The organism is Bacteroides sp. HF-162 (genome assembly GCF_015679285.1).
Classification (GTDB): Bacteria; Bacteroidota; Bacteroidia; order Bacteroidales; family Bacteroidaceae; genus Bacteroides; species Bacteroides uniformis.
In genome coordinates this window covers 3,096,830-3,114,302 of record NZ_CP064937.1, presented here as the reverse complement: position 1 = coordinate 3,114,302, position 17,473 = coordinate 3,096,830, and the positions used below count along the sequence as shown (strand labels likewise).

Annotated in this window: 18 protein-coding genes; all 18 read right to left on the bottom strand. The window is 47.9% G+C overall.

The window, feature by feature from the left end; translation table 11 throughout:
* Positions 1–31 precede the first annotated feature (31 nt).
* Entirely contained in the window at positions 32–2,248 is a 2,217-nt protein-coding gene (locus ITJ87_RS12995; protein ID WP_117689313.1) for an AAA family ATPase, read from the bottom strand.
* 167 nt (positions 2,249–2,415) lie between these two features.
* Positions 2,416–3,306 (bottom strand): F0F1 ATP synthase subunit gamma, encoded by an 891-nt coding sequence (locus ITJ87_RS12990; protein WP_008663556.1) that lies wholly within the window; start codon positions 3,304–3,306, stop codon positions 2,416–2,418.
* Positions 3,307–3,427: 121 nt separating this feature from the next.
* Positions 3,428–5,011, bottom strand: a complete 1,584-nt coding sequence (gene atpA / locus ITJ87_RS12985; protein WP_085929908.1) for a F0F1 ATP synthase subunit alpha — start codon at positions 5,009–5,011, stop codon at positions 3,428–3,430.
* 133 nt (positions 5,012–5,144) lie between these two features.
* Positions 5,145–5,705, bottom strand: a complete 561-nt coding sequence (locus tag ITJ87_RS12980; protein WP_005829118.1) for a F0F1 ATP synthase subunit delta — start codon at positions 5,703–5,705, stop codon at positions 5,145–5,147.
* Between the two features lie 11 nt (positions 5,706–5,716).
* Positions 5,717–6,223, bottom strand: coding sequence for a F0F1 ATP synthase subunit B (gene atpF / locus ITJ87_RS12975; RefSeq protein WP_005836994.1), 507 nt, complete (start codon positions 6,221–6,223; stop codon positions 5,717–5,719).
* Between the two features lie 95 nt (positions 6,224–6,318).
* Positions 6,319–6,576 (bottom strand): ATP synthase F0 subunit C, encoded by a 258-nt coding sequence (atpE, locus tag ITJ87_RS12970; protein WP_005836993.1) that lies wholly within the window; start codon positions 6,574–6,576, stop codon positions 6,319–6,321.
* 56 nt (positions 6,577–6,632) lie between these two features.
* The gene (gene atpB / locus ITJ87_RS12965; RefSeq protein ID WP_117599581.1) at positions 6,633–7,703 is read right to left on the bottom strand and encodes a F0F1 ATP synthase subunit A; all 1,071 of its coding nucleotides are present in this window, start codon (positions 7,701–7,703) and stop codon (positions 6,633–6,635) included.
* Positions 7,687–8,106: a hypothetical protein gene (locus ITJ87_RS12960; RefSeq protein ID WP_117599580.1), complete on the bottom strand. Its 420-nt coding sequence runs from the start codon at positions 8,104–8,106 to the stop codon at positions 7,687–7,689. Before ITJ87_RS12960 ends, atpB begins: the two co-directional genes overlap by 17 nt.
* Before the next feature lie 40 nt (positions 8,107–8,146).
* A complete protein-coding gene (gene atpC, locus ITJ87_RS12955; protein WP_117599579.1) occupies positions 8,147–8,395 on the bottom strand; it encodes an ATP synthase F1 subunit epsilon in 249 nt (82 codons plus the stop codon).
* A 19-nt stretch (positions 8,396–8,414) separates the two neighbouring features.
* Positions 8,415–9,950: a F0F1 ATP synthase subunit beta gene (atpD, locus tag ITJ87_RS12950; RefSeq protein WP_117599578.1), complete on the bottom strand. Its 1,536-nt coding sequence runs from the start codon at positions 9,948–9,950 to the stop codon at positions 8,415–8,417.
* Positions 9,951–10,565: 615 nt separating this feature from the next.
* Positions 10,566–11,600: a UDP-glucose 4-epimerase GalE gene (gene galE, locus ITJ87_RS12945; RefSeq protein WP_025833837.1), complete on the bottom strand. Its 1,035-nt coding sequence runs from the start codon at positions 11,598–11,600 to the stop codon at positions 10,566–10,568.
* 132 nt (positions 11,601–11,732) lie between these two features.
* Positions 11,733–12,311, bottom strand: coding sequence for an electron transport complex subunit RsxA (gene rsxA, locus ITJ87_RS12940; RefSeq protein WP_008663551.1), 579 nt, complete (start codon positions 12,309–12,311; stop codon positions 11,733–11,735).
* A gap of 61 nt (positions 12,312–12,372) precedes the next feature.
* A complete protein-coding gene (gene rsxE, locus ITJ87_RS12935; protein WP_117599732.1) occupies positions 12,373–12,957 on the bottom strand; it encodes an electron transport complex subunit RsxE in 585 nt (194 codons plus the stop codon).
* A 16-nt stretch (positions 12,958–12,973) separates the two neighbouring features.
* Positions 12,974–13,639, bottom strand: a complete 666-nt coding sequence (locus tag ITJ87_RS12930) for an RnfABCDGE type electron transport complex subunit G (RefSeq protein WP_005829140.1) — start codon at positions 13,637–13,639, stop codon at positions 12,974–12,976.
* Positions 13,636–14,628 (bottom strand): RnfABCDGE type electron transport complex subunit D, encoded by a 993-nt coding sequence (locus ITJ87_RS12925; RefSeq protein WP_005829143.1) that lies wholly within the window; start codon positions 14,626–14,628, stop codon positions 13,636–13,638. Before ITJ87_RS12925 ends, ITJ87_RS12930 begins: the two co-directional genes overlap by 4 nt.
* 6 nt (positions 14,629–14,634) lie before the next feature.
* Entirely contained in the window at positions 14,635–15,972 is a 1,338-nt protein-coding gene (gene rsxC / locus ITJ87_RS12920; RefSeq protein ID WP_005829145.1) for an electron transport complex subunit RsxC, read from the bottom strand.
* Positions 15,973–16,032: 60 nt separating this feature from the next.
* On the bottom strand, positions 16,033–16,935 hold the full coding sequence (locus ITJ87_RS12915; protein ID WP_005829147.1) for a Fe-S cluster domain-containing protein: 903 nt from the start codon (positions 16,933–16,935) through the stop codon (positions 16,033–16,035).
* A 37-nt stretch (positions 16,936–16,972) separates the two neighbouring features.
* Positions 16,973–17,392: a SoxR reducing system RseC family protein gene (locus ITJ87_RS12910; protein ID WP_005829149.1), complete on the bottom strand. Its 420-nt coding sequence runs from the start codon at positions 17,390–17,392 to the stop codon at positions 16,973–16,975.
* Positions 17,393–17,473: the final 81 nt, after the last annotated feature.

Here is a 17,473-nt window from a genome sequence, read left to right as displayed (position 1 = left end):
TGATGCAGGTTGAGGATGGCAGCAGATTCGACTACAGCAACTCCGGCTCTGCCAGTCCTTTCTCTTTGCGATACACACGTACCATCTCCAGAATCACATCTCCATATTTCTCCGCCCCTTTCTTTCCGAAATACGGAATGCGTACAAGCATAGCCTTATCCGAAGGGAGCAGATTGCTGATACCCAGAATTGCCTTCTGCTGAATGACGGTGTATACGGGCAACCCCAACGCGGAAGCTTCTGCATTGCGCCATGCCACCAAGCGGTTGTAAAGTTCCGGATGCAACACATCCGTGGGTACTTCAACAGCCGCAGCATCGCGTTTCCGCTCACGCGGACGTTTCTCTTTATCAGCCTGCTTACTGCTTCCCTGCCCTTCTTTGGCAGCGGCACTTCTCCCTTTGCCTTTACCCTTCTGCAAAGCCGAATCATCAATGGAAAGCAGTGCTTTCTGCTTCAAGTATTCTGCCACATGGAAACCATTCTCCAGCACATAATCCAGCAAATCAGTCTTCAAGTCAAACATTTCCTCCAGCTCCTCCATGGCATCCCGGAGCTTCTTCTTCAACTCTTTATTATCAGAAGTTACCGCACTCGCCATCACCGCATCCAGCGGTTGCAACTGCTCTTGAAAATAAGTGGCGGCAGCGTGTATGCGCCCCTGCAAAGTCGGGTCGGCTGCATAGTCCTGCGCAGTATCAATCAGGCGGGTATACTGGATACCGAACTTCTGGGCCACTTTCGTCACTTTGTCGTGAAAACGTTCCACTTCCTCCTTGCAGGCTGCGAGTTGCTTGGGAAAGAGCTTGTACAAGTGTTCGTCTATCAGCCGCACATACCGCCGCAAAGCCTGCTCCATGGGCTGGAAATCGAACAGGCCCGACAGCAGTTCCAGGAAATAGGTCTGCTGCAAGGAACGGAAGCGTTTCTCGTCCGGCTCGTTTCTCCGTGCCTCCATCGTGAAGGTTTCCACCGCATTGTCATTGATTATGGCTCTTGCAGAAAGCGGAGCACTGAGCACCACTCCCTCCAGCGTCTTGCAGCGGCTCAGGGCCACATACGTCTGCCCATGCGCAAAGGAGGCGCTGGCATCAATCACGGCACGTTCAAACGTCAGTCCCTGGCTTTTGTGGATGGTAATCGCCCAAGCCAGTTTCAACGGATACTGCCGGAATGTTCCTTCAATATCTTCTGTAATCTCCTTGGTTTCCTCATCAAGCACATACTTGGCATTCGTCCACTCTTCCTCCTGAAGTAAGAAGGTAGCGTCACTTCCCTTACTGCGCACTTCAATTCCATCTGCCGACACGGCTGTCACCTCTCCAATCATGCCATTGTAGTAACGGTGTTCGCCGGAGGTGTCGTTCTTCACGAACATTACCTGGGCACCGCGTTTCAGTTCCAGCACCTCATCCGTGGGATAGGAATATTCGGGAAACTTTCCGTCAATCTTGGCACGAAAGGCATACGAGCGTCCCGGAAGTTGTTCCAGCTCATGGTCATTAATCCGTTGGGCCTGATAGTTGTGGGTCACCAGGCGGATGTATCCTTCTTCTTTATCTGGTACGAAATTGGGAATATACCGGCGGTTCAAGGCTTCCAGCACTTGCCCGTCACAACGGTTTTCGCGAATGCGGTTCAGTAATTCAAGAAAAGTCCCGTCGTTCTGCCGATAGACTTTCTTTAGCTCTATGGTGCAATATTCCGTCTGCTTCAAGGCCTGGCTGGAGAAGAAATAAGGCGTGTCATAGTATTTGCGCAGCATCTGCCACTCATCGTCTTTCACTACGGGAGACAGCTGCTGTAAGTCGCCAATCATCAGCAGTTGCACGCCGCCAAAGGGTTTGTTCCGGTCGCGGAACCGCCTCAAGACGGCATCCACCGAATCGAGCAAGTCGGCACGGACCATACTGATTTCATCGATGACCAATAAATCTATGCTGCGTATAATGTTAATTTTCTCTTTCCCGTAACGAAAACGGTAGGTTGCCTTGCCATCTGCGCTGAATGAGCTTTCGGGCACATAAGGAGCGAAAGGTACTTGGAAAAAGGAGTGGATGGTGACACCGCCTGCATTGATAGCGGCAATTCCCGTCGGTGCAAGTACAATCATCCGTTTCGGACTCTCTGCCCTCAGTTTTCGCAGGAAAGTTGTCTTACCGGTACCTGCCTTGCCGGTCAAAAAAAGATGAGTGCCTGTGTTTTCAATGAATTGCCATGCAAGCGCTATTTCGGGATTATTCTCCATTGATATGTTTATTATTCAACCAATCCGCTCTCTCTCAGAATGATACGGATTTCATCAGTAGCCATATATGATAATAGGACAAAGATAACGCTTATTTCGTTATCCTTGTCCTATTATTCCATTTATTTGTACCCATCCTGAGAAAGCCCTTTACGGGGCAATCCGGACTATTTCAAGCTACCGCCGATAATATCGAGCAGCTCATTCGTAATGGCCTGCTGACGGCTCTTGTTATACTGTTTCGTCAAATCTTGAATCAACTCGTTGGCATTATCTGTCGCCGTCTGCATGGCAAGCATACGGGCAGCATGTTCCGAAGTATTGGAATCGAGAAGCACGGTAAATATCTTCTGACTCAACACTTTTGGCAGAAGTTCCGCTATCAGTTCGCCGACGGAAGGTTCCACAATGTAATCATTATTAAAACTGCGGGCATCCTCCGGTACATCTTCTGCCGCCTCCTGCGCTACTTGCGTCAGGTCAATGGGCAGATAATTCTCGCGGAGCAGCACCTGCGAACCCATCGATTTGAAGTGATGGTAAATCAATTCCACATGGTCAATCTGCTTTTCCACAAACTCATGCATCAACTTCTCTGCCAGCTCATACGCTTCAACGTACGAAGGCTTGTCTGCCATCACCTGGTAGCTGCCTTGCGGCACATATCCCATTTTCTTGACGGCTTCCTCCACCTTTCTCCCAACGGGATATATCAGAATATTCTCCTTGCCCAGCGACTGGTAATCTTCCAAAGTCCGTTCCAGCATCTTCGCCACATTCGAGTTGAATGCACCGCACAAGGAACTATTGGACGAAAACGCCACGACCGCTACCCTTGTCACGGGTCTTTTCTCGGTATAGGGCGACTCGAAAGAAGCATCCGTACGCAGAAAGTTCGTCAGAATCTCATTCAGCTTCCGTTGATAAGGCAGCATATTCTCAATCCGCCCCTGCGCCTTATGCAGTTTGGCAGATGCCACCATCTTCATAGCCGATGTTATCTGGCGTGTACTCTTGACGGAGCTTATTCTATTTTTTACCTCTTTCAGTGAAGACATATATCTATTTACGATTTAATTATTTACGATTTACGATTGAGGTAACTTCTGCCTGCGTCCGATTTACAACTTACCATATAGAGTAACTCCAATCGTAAATCGTAAATCGTCCAATCGTAAATCACATGAATTGCCTTGCAACCGCCTCTGCCGTCTCCTCAATCTTCTTGCAGACATCGTCATTGATGGCACCCGTCTTTAAAACGTCGAGTACCTCCATGCGATAGTTCATCTCAAGAGACTCAAGGAAGTTGCGTTCAAACTCGCTGACCTTGTCCAAAGGAACATTCCTCAACAAGCCGTGCGTGCCGCAATAAAGAATGGCAATCTGCTTTTCTACCGGCATCGGGCTGTATTGGGGCTGTACCAGCAGGCGTGTATTCTTCTGTCCCTTGTCGATGGTCAATGCCGTCACGGGGTCCATATCGCCACTGAACTTGGTAAACGCTTCCAGCTCCCGGTACTGTGCCTGGTCAATCTTTAATGTACCTGCCACCTTCTTCATAGCCTTGACTTGGGCATTACCACCCACACGGCTCACAGAGATACCCACGTCAATGGCCGGACGGTTACCCTGGTTGAAGAGGTTCGTATCAAGGAATATCTGCCCGTCAGTGATTGAAATCACATTCGTTGGGATATAGGCGGACACGTCTCCTGCCTGAGTTTCGATAATGGGCAATGCAGTCAGCGAACCGCCACCTTTCACCTTGCCTTTCAGACTGTCCGGCAGGTCGTTCATCTCGCGTGCCACTTCCTCCTGGCTGATAATCTTCGCCGCACGTTCCAACAAACGGGAGTGCAGATAGAAGATATCACCCGGATAGGCCTCACGTCCTGACGGACGGCGCAGAATCAGAGACACTTCACGATAGGCCACCGCCTGCTTGGACAAGTCGTCATAGACCACCAGCGCATGACGGCCGGTATCACGGAAATACTCTCCGATGGCAGCCCCTGCAAAGGGAGCGTAATACTGCAATGCAGCCGGGTCTCCCGCCGTAGCAGCCACCACAATGGTATAGTCCATCGCACCGTACTGGTGCAGGGTATTCACAATAGAAGCTACGGTAGAACCTTTCTGGCCAATGGCTACATAAATGCAATATACCGGATCGCCAGCATCAAAATTGGCACGCTGGTTGATGATGGTATCGATGGCAATGGCCGTCTTACCGGTCTGTCGGTCACCGATAATCAGCTCACGCTGTCCACGGCCGATAGGTATCATGGCATCCACAGCCTTCAGACCGGTCTGTAGCGGCTGATTCACCGGCTGACGGAAGATAACTCCCGGCGCCTTGCGTTCCAGCGGCATTTCATAAAGTTCTCCGCCTATCAGTCCTTTGCCATCGAGCGGCGCACCCAGAGGGTCTATTACACGGCCCAGCATACCCTCTCCCACCATGATGGAAGCAATACGCTTGGTACGCTTTACAATGAAGCCTTCCTTGATTTTATCCGTAGGGCCAAGCAACACAGCACCCACATTATCCTCTTCGAGGTTCATCACAATGGCCTTGATGCCGTTGTCGAACTCCAACAACTCGTTGGCTTCGGCATTGCGCAACCCATAGATACGGGCTACACCGTCACTGACTTGCAGTACCGTGCCAATCTCGTCCAACTGTACGCGGGTGTCAATCCCTTCCAGTTGCTTGCGGAGAATATCGGAGACTTCGCTTACTTTTATATTTTCAGACAACATCTTAGTATTTACTATTTTACAATTTACTATTTACTATTTGAAAGAACCCGAATCATATACTGTTTGACCTCTACAACTTACGCATCACAAGACTATTAAATAAGTAAATTGTAAATTGTCAAATCGTAAATCACACGATTCTTCTATTCTTATCAATGAACTGCTGTTTCACTTTCTTAAGCTGCGTAGCAATACTGGCATCCAGACGGAAGTCGTTGATGTCGAAGATAAAACCACCTTCAATGGAGGGATCCACTTCAGTCTGCAGCTCCATGCTGGCATGCAGCAGGGAGGAAGCACTGTCATGGATGCGCTCCCGCACTTCCTGGCTGACGGGAACGGCTGTTATCAGCTTTCCTACACCGATATGCTTGTCTTTCCGGTACAAATCCAGAAAACTCAGGCAGATGTACTGGAGAAAGTTTTCCCGCCGGTTCTTCAACACCAGGGTCATGAAACGCGCAAACTCACGGCCCGCAGGAGCATCCCCCACAGCAGCGGTACAGATAAGTGTTAACTTCTCACGTATCGTCAGGATGGGGTTTTCCAATGCCATGCGCAAATCGGGATGTTTCCTGAAGCTACGGTCGAGCATACAAAACTCCTTGTACAGAGTATCTTCTGCCCCCATGCTCTTGGCATATTCCATCAATGCTTTCGCATAACGCATCGAAACGATTCCTATATCCATTTCTTTGAGAATTAATTGTTTTTACTTGCGGCCAGCACTTCATCCAGCATCCGGTCTATCATCTCCATCTGCTCATGTTTCTCGTCCAGATTCTTGCGGATAATTTTCTCGGCTATATCTACGGACAAGACTGCCACCTGGCGGCGAATATCGCGGATGGCCTCTTCCTTCTCTTGCTGTATCTGCTTTTTAACTTCGTCCAGCTCCTTCTGCGCGGCGGCTTCCGCCTGCTTGCGTGCTTCGACGATAATCTTGTCACGCTCATGCATCGCCTCCCGCAGAATACGTCCTTGTTCTTTGTTGGCAGCAGCAATCAACGCTTCACTCTCCTCTTTCAGTTTGGAGAGCTGGGCATTTGCTTCGCGTGCCACTTCCAAAGACTGGTCGATGTAGGTCTTGCGACCTTCCACCATCTTGGTGATAACGGGAAAACCGTACTTGGCAAGCACCACAAACACCACACCGAATGAAAGGAGCATCCAGAACAGCAGACCACTATCGGGTAATAACAATGACATAATTTTATTTGCTATTTGACAATTTACGATTTACAATTTGGCTGCGCGGTGATGCTGCACGGACAAATTGTAAATGGTAAATGGTAGATTGTACATTATAAAAAGAATACCAATAAACACACAACTACTGCCAACAAAGCAACACCTTCAATCAAGGCAGCGGCAATAATCATGTTCATACGGATATCTCCGGATGCTTCCGGTTGACGGGCAATGGCTTCCATGGCAGAACTACCGATTTTACCGATACCTGCACCAGCACCAATAACAGCCAGACCAGCACCAATGGCTGCACCCAATTTACTAACTCCCACACCTGCCGCAGCAGCTTGCAATAATACAGATAGTAACATAACTTTCAGTTTTTAAATGGTTATTTTTATTAATATTTATATTCCCAATAATCGTATCACTTCACCGCCTTCTCCTTATGCTCTTCCTGCGCCAGACCGATGAACACGGCTGACAGCATGGTGAACACATATGCCTGGATAAAGGCAACCAACAACTCAAGTGCATTCATAAAGATATTGAACAACACCGATGCCACGGTCAGCGTTCCGTTCAAAGCAGGTCCCATACTGGCCGAGATGAATATTAGGCAGGTAAGCACCAGCATTGCCATGTGCCCTGCCAGCATATTGGCAAAAAGACGTATCATCAAAGCAAACGGTTTGGTGAAAATACCGAAGAACTCGATAAACGGCATCATGGGGACCGGTACCTTCAGCCACCAGGGCACATCCGGCCAAAAGATATCTTTCCAATAAGTCTTGGTTCCAAAGATATTCACGGCCAAGAAAGTACAGATGGCCAATACCATCGTAATGGCTATATTTCCCGTCACGTTGGCCCCTCCGGGAAAGAAAGGAATCAGCCCCATAATGTTGTTGATGAAAATAAAGAAGAAGGCCGTCAGCAAGTAAGGTGCGAATTTACGGTACTTCGGACCGACACAGCTCTTTATAATATCATCGTTCACCATCATGATAAACATCTCCATAAACCCGATGAAACCACCGGGAGCGGCACTTCCCTGCGGGTGCTTGCGATACCAGTGCGCCACACTCAAAATGATGACAAGCAGCAATGCGCTGTTGATAAGCAAAGCCAGTGTCACCTTCGTGATGGAGATATCCAACGGGCGTATTTCGTTTCCGGTGGCATCATACTCCACCAGCTTGCCTTCGTACTTGCTTCCTGCGGGAGCGATGGAAAAGCCTTCATAACTTCCACCGTTCTCCTCCAGACGTGAGGATAGAAAGGCATGCCATCCGGTGGTAGAGCTATGCACTATTACCGGCAAAGGAATCGTAACGTGAGTTTCGCCCCACGTCGTGATGTGCCATTCGTAAGAATCGCCGATATGCCCGAAGACAATCTCCTTCACGTCCACCGTATTCTCGGCCCGCACCGTGGCGGGTAGCAACATGCCCAGTGCCAACAGAACTACAGTCAGTATGTTACGCAATCTTTTCATTGTTACTTTTCTTTTTCTGTTTCTTGTTCGCCTCGAAAGTGAAGAAGAACCAGGAATCATAAATCAAATATATCAGATAGTTGGCTATAAACGTCAACAGAAACACCCTGGCTTCCTCACGTACTGCAACGCAATAAACCAGCATCACAATCATGGAAACCAGCATTCTCATCACACGCATCAGCAGATAAATCTGCAACATTCGTCCCGGCATCCGGTGACGGCAGCTTTCGGTCATATTAATCATGAATATTCCGAAAACAAAGAAGAAAAGCGGAATCAGCGGATAACCGCCGAAATAGTGATGCGGATTTATCGAAAAGTACGTCCATCCGCCTACAATTCCTATCAATACCGTCAAGAGCGCTGTATGCAATAAGTAGTTTCTCTTAGTAATAGTCACGCCAACAACCTTTAATCTTCAATTTCTTATTTTTAATTGCCTATTGCTGTTCTATACAGACGGCAACCCTTCCGTTACTCATCTCTACGAATCCGCTTTGAATATCCAGCTCATGTTCCTCACCGTCCGTTGCGTAAACCAATGTCCCCGTTCCCAACGATGACACAATCGGTGCATGCTGCGGCAGGATAGAAAAAGAGCCCATAGTGCCCGGCAATGTAACACTTTCCACTTCCCCGTTGAAGAGTTCCTTCTCCGGTGAAACAATATTCAAATGCAACTTCTTCATTATCAAAGCTCCCAGAGTTTTAATTTTTAATCGTTTTTTCCCCTGCCTGTTCCAGTAGTTTCTTACCCTTCTCAATAGCTTCTTCAATGGTTCCCACATTCAAGAAAGCTGGTTCGGGCAGGTAGTCCACCTCTCCGTCAAGAATCATCTTGAAGCCTTTGATAGTATCCTCAATGGAAACCATTGTACCGGGGACACCCGTAAACTGCTCGGCAACGGCAAATGGCTGTGAAAGGAAGCGCTGCACACGACGCGCACGGTTCACCAACGTACGGTCGGCATCAGAGAGCTCCTCCATACCGAGGATGGAGATAATGTCTTGCAATTCCTTGTTGCGCTGCAATATTTGTTTCACACGTTGTGCCACTTCGTAGTGTTCCACCCCCACGATGTGTGGGTCAAGAATGCGTGAAGTGGATTCCAACGGGTCTACAGCAGGATAAATACCAAGTTCGGTAATCTTACGGCTCAACACCGTGGTGGCATCGAGGTGGGTAAATGTTGTAGCAGGCGCCGGATCAGTCAAGTCATCGGCAGGCACATATACAGCCTGCACGGAAGTGATGGAACCATTTCTCGTAGAGGTAATACGCTCCTGCATGGCACCCATTTCCGTTGCCAGTGTCGGCTGATAACCCACGGCAGAAGGCATACGGCCCAGCAAGGCCGAAACCTCGGAACCGGCTTGAGTGAAACGGAAGATATTATCAATGAAGAACAGAATGTCACGCGGACCGTCCGTCTCCGCTCCCATGTCACGGAAGGACTCGGCTACCGTCAACCCTGACAATGCCACGGACTGACGCGCACCGGGAGGTTCGTTCATCTGACCGAATATCAAAGACACTTGTGATTTGGCCACTTCGTCATAATCTACTTTGGACAAATCCCAATGGCCCTCCTCCATGCTCTTCTTAAATTCTTCTCCGTAACGGATAACACCGGATTCAATCATTTCTCTCAGCAGGTCGTTGCCTTCACGTGTACGTTCTCCTACACCGGCAAACACAGAGAAGCCGTGCTGCTTCTTCGCAATATTATTGATGAGTTCCTGGATAAGCACTGTCTTGCCTACACCGGCGCCACCAAACAGACCGATTTTACCGCCCTTGCTATAGGGTTCCAGCAAGTCGATAACCTTGATGCCTGTATAAAGTACCTCTTGTACGGTAGTCAAATCTTCAAACTTAGGGGGTTCGCGATGGATGGGATAAGCACCGGTACGGTCCAGTTCCTTCATGCCGTCGATAGAGTCGCCCACTACGTTCATCAGGCGGCCTTTGATTTGTGTACCTATCGGCATGGTGATGGGGCCTCCCAGCGGATGCACTTTCATACCTCTCTGCAGGCCGTCCGTACTGTCCATAGCAACAGTACGCACCGTGTTTTCACCAATGTGTTGCTGTACCTCTACAATCAGTCTTTTTCCGTTCGACCTTTTTATTTCCAGTGCGTCGTGAATACTCGGCAACATCATCTCTGCCTCCGTTCCTTCGAAATAGACGTCTACTACAGGTCCGATTACCTGTGAGATATGTCCAACAATCTGTGACATAAGCAATCTTTTTTATTCTATATTTCCTTAATTATTTTTCCCAATACTAAGTTGTAAGTCGCGTGTATCCTCTAAAACAAATCAGCCAAGTCGCGTCTTTCGTCAGCTATATAAGTACTCGTACCTATTAACGTTTGTCAGCAACGGTTTGTTCATCCCAATAGTTACATAAACAACAACGCAAATGTATAAACAATTTGCATGTAGTTGTTACCGTGTATAGCATTTTTTGAACAAAAAATACTATTTTGAACGATTAATACTACAATTGGAACAAATTGCTACAGACATGATAACGTCAGTTAACAATTGGCAAGAAAAGGAATTGCCCACCCATCTTATGAAAAACCACAGAATTGGCAATAAAGATTCCGTATATAATATACAAAAAAATAAGCCTTGTCTCTCGACAAGGCTTATTCACAACACAAACACAAAATAAAACACGACAAAACTACTATGCAATCTTACCTGTCTATGCCGGGGAGGCATACGTACTAGTTACGGATATTCACATATACATAAACAGCTTCAGGCTGATTTGCACATTATAAACAAATGCGGGGAGGCATTTGTTTATTGCTTATTTGTTAAAAAACACAAATTCAAAGTTTGTCATTGAATACCTCGTTCACGAAGCTTCAACTGCCATTTCCATGCAGAAAGTAAAGTATCTTCAATACTTGTTTCTGCCTTCCAACCCAGTTCATTGTTTGCCAATTCCGGGTTTGCCCATACCTTCTCAATATCACCGGCACGCCGACCTACTATCTGATAGTTCAGTTTTACACCGGTAGCCTTTTCGAAAGCATTAATCAGTTCCAATACGGAAAGTCCACGACCTGTACCGATATTGAATACTTCCACTTTCTCCTTCTGCTTGTTCTCCAAGATACGGCGGATAGCCACTACGTGTGCTTTGGCCAAATCGACTACATTGATGAAGTCGCGGATACAAGAACCGTCGGGAGTATCATAATCGTCACCAAACACGCTCAGTTTCTCACGGATGCCGATAGCGGTCTGGGTAAGATAAGGAATCAAGTTCTGCGGTACACCGTTAGGCAATTCTCCCAGCAATGCTGTGGGGTGTGCACCTATCGGGTTGAAGTAACGCAACAAGATGGCGTTTATCGGAGCACCGGAAGCAACCGTATCACGTACAATCTCTTCATTGATTTGCTTCGTGTTTCCATACGGAGACTCAGCTTTCTTGATAGGTGCCTTTTCCGTTACCGGAAGCTCGTCCGGCTGGCCGTAAACTGTGCAGGAAGAAGAGAATACGATACCCTCCACTCCATGCTTCGGCATCAGTTCCAGCAGGTTAATCAGTGAAACCAGGTTATTACGATAGTAAAGCAACGGTTTCTGGACAGACTCACCTACGGCCTTGCTGGCTGCAAAGTGAATGATGGCTTTAATGCCTTTATATTTGGTAAACACAGCGTCAAGACCGGCATAATCCAAGCAATCCAATTTCTCGAATGCAGGACGGATACCCGATACCTTCTCTATGTTATCTACAACATCTGCGCTGGAGTTTGACAAATTATCAATAATAACAACTTCATAACCTGCGTTTTGAAGTTCCACCACCGTGTGAGAACCAATGTAACCGGTTCCACCCGTAACTAAAATTTTCTCTTTCATATTAAATATAGACAATTTAGCTTTTAGGTTATCAATACGCCACAAATGTAAGGAAATAAATTAATAAAAACAGAAAAAGGGGGGATAAATTTTAGCTTATCCCCCCTTCACTTTATTTCCGGTTTTTCTTCTTTAAATCTTCACAACCCCCGAAAAGCCCATGAATGCCATTGCCAGCAGTCCGGCCGTAATCAAAGCTATCGGAGTGCCCTGCATACCTTTCGGCACACTAACCAGGCTCATTTGCTCGCGCAGGCCTGCAAACAGTGTCAGTGCCAAGCCGAAACCAAGTGCCGTGGAGAATGCATAAACCACTCCCGTCAGCAAATCATAATCTTTTTGGATAACAAGGATGGCCACACCGAGAATACAGCAGTTGGTAGTAATCAACGGCAGGAACACGCCCAAGGCCTGATACAGAGAAGGAGAAACTTTCTTCAGGATAATCTCTACCATCTGCACCAATGCGGCAATCACCAGGATAAAGGTAATAGTCTGCAAATAGCCCAAATCAAAAGCGTCGAGCACATACTTCTGAATAAGGAATGTCACGATGGTGGCGATGGTGAGCACGAATGCCACCGCTGCCGACATGCCCAATGCAGTCTCCACTTTCTTGGAAACTCCCAAGAACGGGCAAATTCCCAAGAATTGCGACAATACGATGTTGTTTACAAAGATTGCCGAGATAAATATCAATATATATTCCATTTCTTTAATTTATTAATTGAAAAATGACAATCGATAATGAACCATTATCAATCATCCATTATCAAGCCTTCTTCATACTGTTGATTAAAGCAATGAGATAGCCCAATGCGATGAATGCACCCGGAGCAAGGACAAATACCAACATGCCGTATTCTTCAGGAAGGATACTCAAGTTAAATATCTTGCCGGTTCCCAGGAACTCACGCACGGCACCCAGCAATGTCAGTGCAATGGTAAAGCCCAAGCCCATGCCCAGACCGTCGAACAAGGAAGCCACCGGATTGTTTTTGGCAGCAAATGCCTCGGCACGTCCCAATACGATACAGTTTACAACAATCAGCGGAATGAACAAGCCCAGCGTGGCGTACAATGCAGGAACGTAGGCTTGCATTATCATCTGCAACAGTGTCACAAATGATGCTATGACCACAATGAATGAAGGAATACGCACCATATCGGGAATCAGATTCTTGATGGCAGAAATCACCACATTGGAACATATCAGCACGAACATTGTAGCCAGTCCCATACCCATACCGTTAATGGCAGAGGAAGTGGTACCCAGTGTAGGACACATACCCAGCAGGAGTACAAACGTAGGATTCTCTTTGATAATCCCGTTCATCATAACTTTAAAATTATTCATATCTTCTACTCCTTTCTCATTTAGCGCTGAGTGTATCCACAGCTTCGGGAGCTGCGGAATCAGCAGGTTGTTCAACATTCTTTTGAGTAGCGCCGGTAGTGCCGTCGGCAGTTTCCTGACCGGCATAGGCAGCATAAGCCGCATTCACTGCATTCAAAAAAGCACGTGAGGTGATGGTAGACGCTGTAATGGCATCTACTTTACCACCGTCCTTGCTCACTGTCAATGCAGCTTCACCCGGATTCATGCCGGTGATGTCACCTTTATTGCCTTTCTTGAACCAGTCGGCAGCCTTGGAACCCAACCCCGGAGTTTCCACATGCGACAACAAGGAGTAGTCGATGATTTTGCCTTCAGCATCGAAACCGACCAACACTTTCAGCTCACCGCCAAAACCCATGGCAACAGCTTCCACAGCAGCTCCGATATATTCTCCGCCTTTGGTGGCAGGATATACAGAATACTGTACTCCGTTTACTTCCTGCATCTTCTTCTCGGCGATGGGGTCATTGTCGAAGCCCGGAACCACCGCACTTACGGCATCGCTCAAGGTCTTTGCATTGGCCTGCGCAATGGGCTCCTTCGTCAATTCGTTTACATAAGCCAGCAACGCTACGGAGATTGCGGTAACGCCCGTAAGTACCAGCAACATATTCTTCAAGGATGATTCTAACTTTTTCATTTCTTCTTCGCTACCTCCCCAAAGCGTTTAGGTTTAACATAGGTGTTGATGAGCGGAGTGAACGCATTCATAATCAGAATGGCAAACGACATACCCTCCGGATATGCACCGAACAGACGGATGATGACAGTCAGTAGGCCGATGCAAACACCATAAATCAGCATACCTTTGTGGCTCATCGGAGAAGTCACGTAGTCCGTAGCCATAAAGACAGCACCCAGCATCAGACCACCGGACAACAACTGTACGACCGGGGATACATAAAGTTCCGGATTGACCAGATACATGATACCGGAGAACACGAATACCGTCACCAGAATAGATACCGGAATGTGCCAGGTGATGATTTTCTTCCACAACATGTAGAACAAACCAAGCAGCAGCGCCAAGGCACTCACCTCACCGAGACATCCTCCATTATTACCTATCAGAAGGTCGAAAGCTCCCGGAAGGTCGCTCAGGGACATGCCCGGAGCACCATTGATGACACCTTTCATAATAGCCAGCGGCGTAGCAGCCGTCGTGGCATCCGTATAGGCTGTCAACTGGCCTACAGCCGGCCATGTCGTCATCTGCACGGGGAATGAAAGCAACAGGAATACACGTCCTGCCAGTGCAGGGTTAAAGGGATTGCAACCCAAACCTCCGAAGGACATCTTGCCTACCCCGATGGCAAACAAGGCACCAAGGATGATAATCCAGATGGGCAGGTTGGAAGGCAGGTTAAAGGCCAGCAACACACCGGTAATGATGGCAGAGCCGTCGGTGATGGTTGTGGTCTCTTTTTTCATGAGGAATTTGCCGATGGCCCATTCAAAGAACAAGCAGGCTGCTACGGAAGTGGCCGTAACAATCAGCGCACCCAGTCCGAAAAAGTAAAGCGAAACGAGGAATGCCGGAATCAATGCGATAAGCACACCGTACATATTCTTCTTCACGCTGTCACCGCCGTGAACGTGGGGCGAAAGGGATACGATTAATTTATTCATACTTCGTTATTTTTTAGCTTGACGTGCACGGATCATCGCTCCTACCTTACCCTTACCCAAGCGGATATAATCCAGCATCGGACGGTTGGAAGGACAAGTGAACTGGCATGAACCGCATTCTATACACGACATAATGTCTTCTTTCTCTACTCTTTCAAAATCTCCGTGGGCCGAAACGGTAGCCAGCAGATACGGCTCCAACCCCATCGGGCAGGCTCCCACGCACTTAGCACAACGGATACAAGGCTGTACTTCGCCGCGCTTGGCTTCCTTCTCGTTCATAATCAGAATACCGGAGCTTCCTTTGGCTGTCGGTACATCCGTATTTACCAGAGCTTTACCCATCATCGGGCCACCGCCGATAATCTTACCCGTATCTTCGGGCAGACCGCCGCAAGCTTCAATCAGCTGCTTCATCGGCGTACCGATACGTGCCAGGAAATTGGACGGCTTTGCCAACGACTTACCAGTCACGGTAATGACACGCTCAAACAGAGGTTTGTTCTTCTGTACGGCCTGGTAAACGGCAAATGCGGTACCCACATTCTGCACCACAGCTCCCGTGGAGATAGGCAACGCACCGGCTGCAACCTGGCGACTGATGACAGCATCAATCAACTGCTTTTCACCACCCTGCGGATATTGTACCTTCAAGGGTACCACCTCGATACCTGCATAGCTGGAAGCAACCTTCGTCATCAGCTGGATGGCATCGGGCTTATTGTTCTCAATGCCGATGAATGCCTTGTTCACCTTTACCGCCTTCATCAGAATGGATACACCTACCATAATTTCTTCCGCATGTTCCAGCATCAGCTGATGGTCGGCAGTCAGATACGGCTCGCACTCTACGGCGTTGATGATGACACACTCTGCCTTGAATGCAGGAGGAGGGCACAACTTGACCTGCGTAGGAAAGCATGCACCGCCCAGACCTACGATACCGGCGTCGGCGATTTTCTTCACGATTTCCTCGGAAGTCAGACTGCATTCCTTCACCAACGTTTCGGAACGGTCAATGGATTCTTCCCATTCATCCCCTTCTACGTCAATGAATATAGCAGGCTTGGCGTAACCGCTGGCATCGACAATCGTGTCAATCTTAGCGACTTTCCCGCTGACAGACGAATGAATGGCTGCTGATACAAAACCGCCGGGCTCGGCAATCTTTGTACCCACTTTCACAACATCACCTTTGGCAACGATAGGCTTGGCAGGAGCACCGATGTGCTGTCCCAGCAAGATAGCGGCCTTGGCCGGAATCTCTGCCTTGATGATAGGCTGATGTGCTGAAAGTTTATTTTCGTGTGGATGGACTCCACCAATTGAAAATGTCTTCAACATACAATTCTGTATTTTTAGTCGTTTATTTACTTTATTAATTCATACCTCAACTTGGGAAGTCTAAACCTCTGCTTTGGGAGTCTCAACCTCAGCTTTAGGAGCTGCAACCTTTACTTGGGGAGCTGCATCGTCAGCCTTCGGTTTGCGCGGCGGGAAGTTGAGGGCAATGATTGTGTTTTGCGGACAAGCTTCCTCGCACTTGCGACAGGATTTACACTTATTGGGGTCAATGTAAGCCAGATTGTTTTCCAGCGTGATAGCCTCGAACGGACAAACCTTCACACACTTGCCGCAACCGATACATGCCACGGTACAAGCCTTGCGTGCTACGGCCCCCTTGTCCTTGTTTACACACTGTACGTAAATACGACGTGATTTCTTGCCTTGAGGACGGATTTCAATAATAGATTTCGGACAAGCCTTGGCACAAGCTCCACAAGCCGTACACTTTTCCTCATCCACTTCGGGAAGTCCGGTCTCCGGATTCATGTGGATAGCATCGAACTGGCAGGCAGCCACACAGTCGCCGCATCCCAGACAGCCATAACTACAACCCGTTTCACCACCATAGAGAGAAGCCGCAATGGCACAACTCTTGGCGCCATCGTATTGGTTCACACGAGGACGGTTGGCACAAGTTCCATTACATCTCACCACCGCAACCATAGGTTCGGCAGCAGCGGCATCCAAGCCCAGAATCTCGGCAATCTTTGTCATGACGGGCTGTCCACCCACCGGACAAAGTTTACCATCCAGCGAACCTGCCTTTACGCAAGCATCTGCAAATCCGCTACAACCGGGGTAACCACATCCACCGCAATTTGCCTGGGGAAGCACCTCTGCTACCTGGGCAATCCGCGGATCTTCATACACGGCGAATTTCTTGGAAGCCACGTAAAGAATAGCGGCCGATACCAGCGCTATAACTCCCAATGAAATCACTGCAATCAGAATTACATTCATAAATTAGTTGTTTATTAATTATTTGTTTTATTATTAGTTAGTTCATCGGTCGTACGGAGAATGAGAACTTCTTACCCATCCGCAACTTGTTCAGCCACAATATATAATAATAAGGTACAAGAAGTGCTAGCGAACAAAGCGCGGAACGCAGCTCGTCATTCCAGATAGCCATAAAGACAAATAGTGAGATTATCAGAATAAGGAAAGGAAATATAAAGGCAAACAGAACTGCCATCACTCCCATTGAAAGTTCGCCCGTCACCCATACACGGTCGCCGGGCTGGTAGGATGCGGCATTGGCATCGGCCACATCGACAAGTTTCTCTTTCGTATCCGCAGAGGTACAATGTCCCTTGACACTACACGAAGCGCACGCTGAAGTCTGGATGATTCTCACTTGGAGATGAGAACCGTTTATGTTTTCCACAATACCTTGATGTTTTATAGTATTCGCCATTTTGCAAAGTGTGCATTACAAATCGCGGCAAATTTACGCATTATTTGTGAACTGCAAACCTTTCCTATGCATTTTCTGTGT

Coding starts and splice junctions, on each gene's coding strand:
- ITJ87_RS12995 (WP_117689313.1), bottom strand. CDS start 2,248: ATGGAGAATAATCCCGAAATAGCGCTTGCATGGCAATTCATTGAAAAC.
- ITJ87_RS12990 (WP_008663556.1), bottom strand. CDS start 3,306: ATGTCTTCACTGAAAGAGGTAAAAAATAGAATAAGCTCCGTCAAGAGT.
- ITJ87_RS12980 (WP_005829118.1), bottom strand. CDS start 5,705: ATGGATATAGGAATCGTTTCGATGCGTTATGCGAAAGCATTGATGGAA.
- atpF (WP_005836994.1), bottom strand. CDS start 6,223: ATGTCATTGTTATTACCCGATAGTGGTCTGCTGTTCTGGATGCTCCTT.
- atpE (WP_005836993.1), bottom strand. CDS start 6,576: ATGTTACTATCTGTATTATTGCAAGCTGCTGCGGCAGGTGTGGGAGTT.
- atpB (WP_117599581.1), bottom strand. CDS start 7,703: ATGAAAAGATTGCGTAACATACTGACTGTAGTTCTGTTGGCACTGGGC.
- atpC (WP_117599579.1), bottom strand. CDS start 8,395: ATGAAGAAGTTGCATTTGAATATTGTTTCACCGGAGAAGGAACTCTTC.
- atpD (WP_117599578.1), bottom strand. CDS start 9,950: ATGTCACAGATTGTTGGACATATCTCACAGGTAATCGGACCTGTAGTA.
- galE (WP_025833837.1), bottom strand. CDS start 11,600: ATGAAAGAGAAAATTTTAGTTACGGGTGGAACCGGTTACATTGGTTCT.
- rsxA (WP_008663551.1), bottom strand. CDS start 12,311: ATGGAATATATATTGATATTTATCTCGGCAATCTTTGTAAACAACATC.
- rsxE (WP_117599732.1), bottom strand. CDS start 12,957: ATGAATAATTTTAAAGTTATGATGAACGGGATTATCAAAGAGAATCCT.
- ITJ87_RS12930 (WP_005829140.1), bottom strand. CDS start 13,639: ATGAAAAAGTTAGAATCATCCTTGAAGAATATGTTGCTGGTACTTACG.
- ITJ87_RS12925 (WP_005829143.1), bottom strand. CDS start 14,628: ATGAATAAATTAATCGTATCCCTTTCGCCCCACGTTCACGGCGGTGAC.
- rsxC (WP_005829145.1), bottom strand. CDS start 15,972: ATGTTGAAGACATTTTCAATTGGTGGAGTCCATCCACACGAAAATAAA.
- ITJ87_RS12915 (WP_005829147.1), bottom strand. CDS start 16,935: ATGAATGTAATTCTGATTGCAGTGATTTCATTGGGAGTTATAGCGCTG.
- ITJ87_RS12910 (WP_005829149.1), bottom strand. CDS start 17,392: ATGGCGAATACTATAAAACATCAAGGTATTGTGGAAAACATAAACGGT.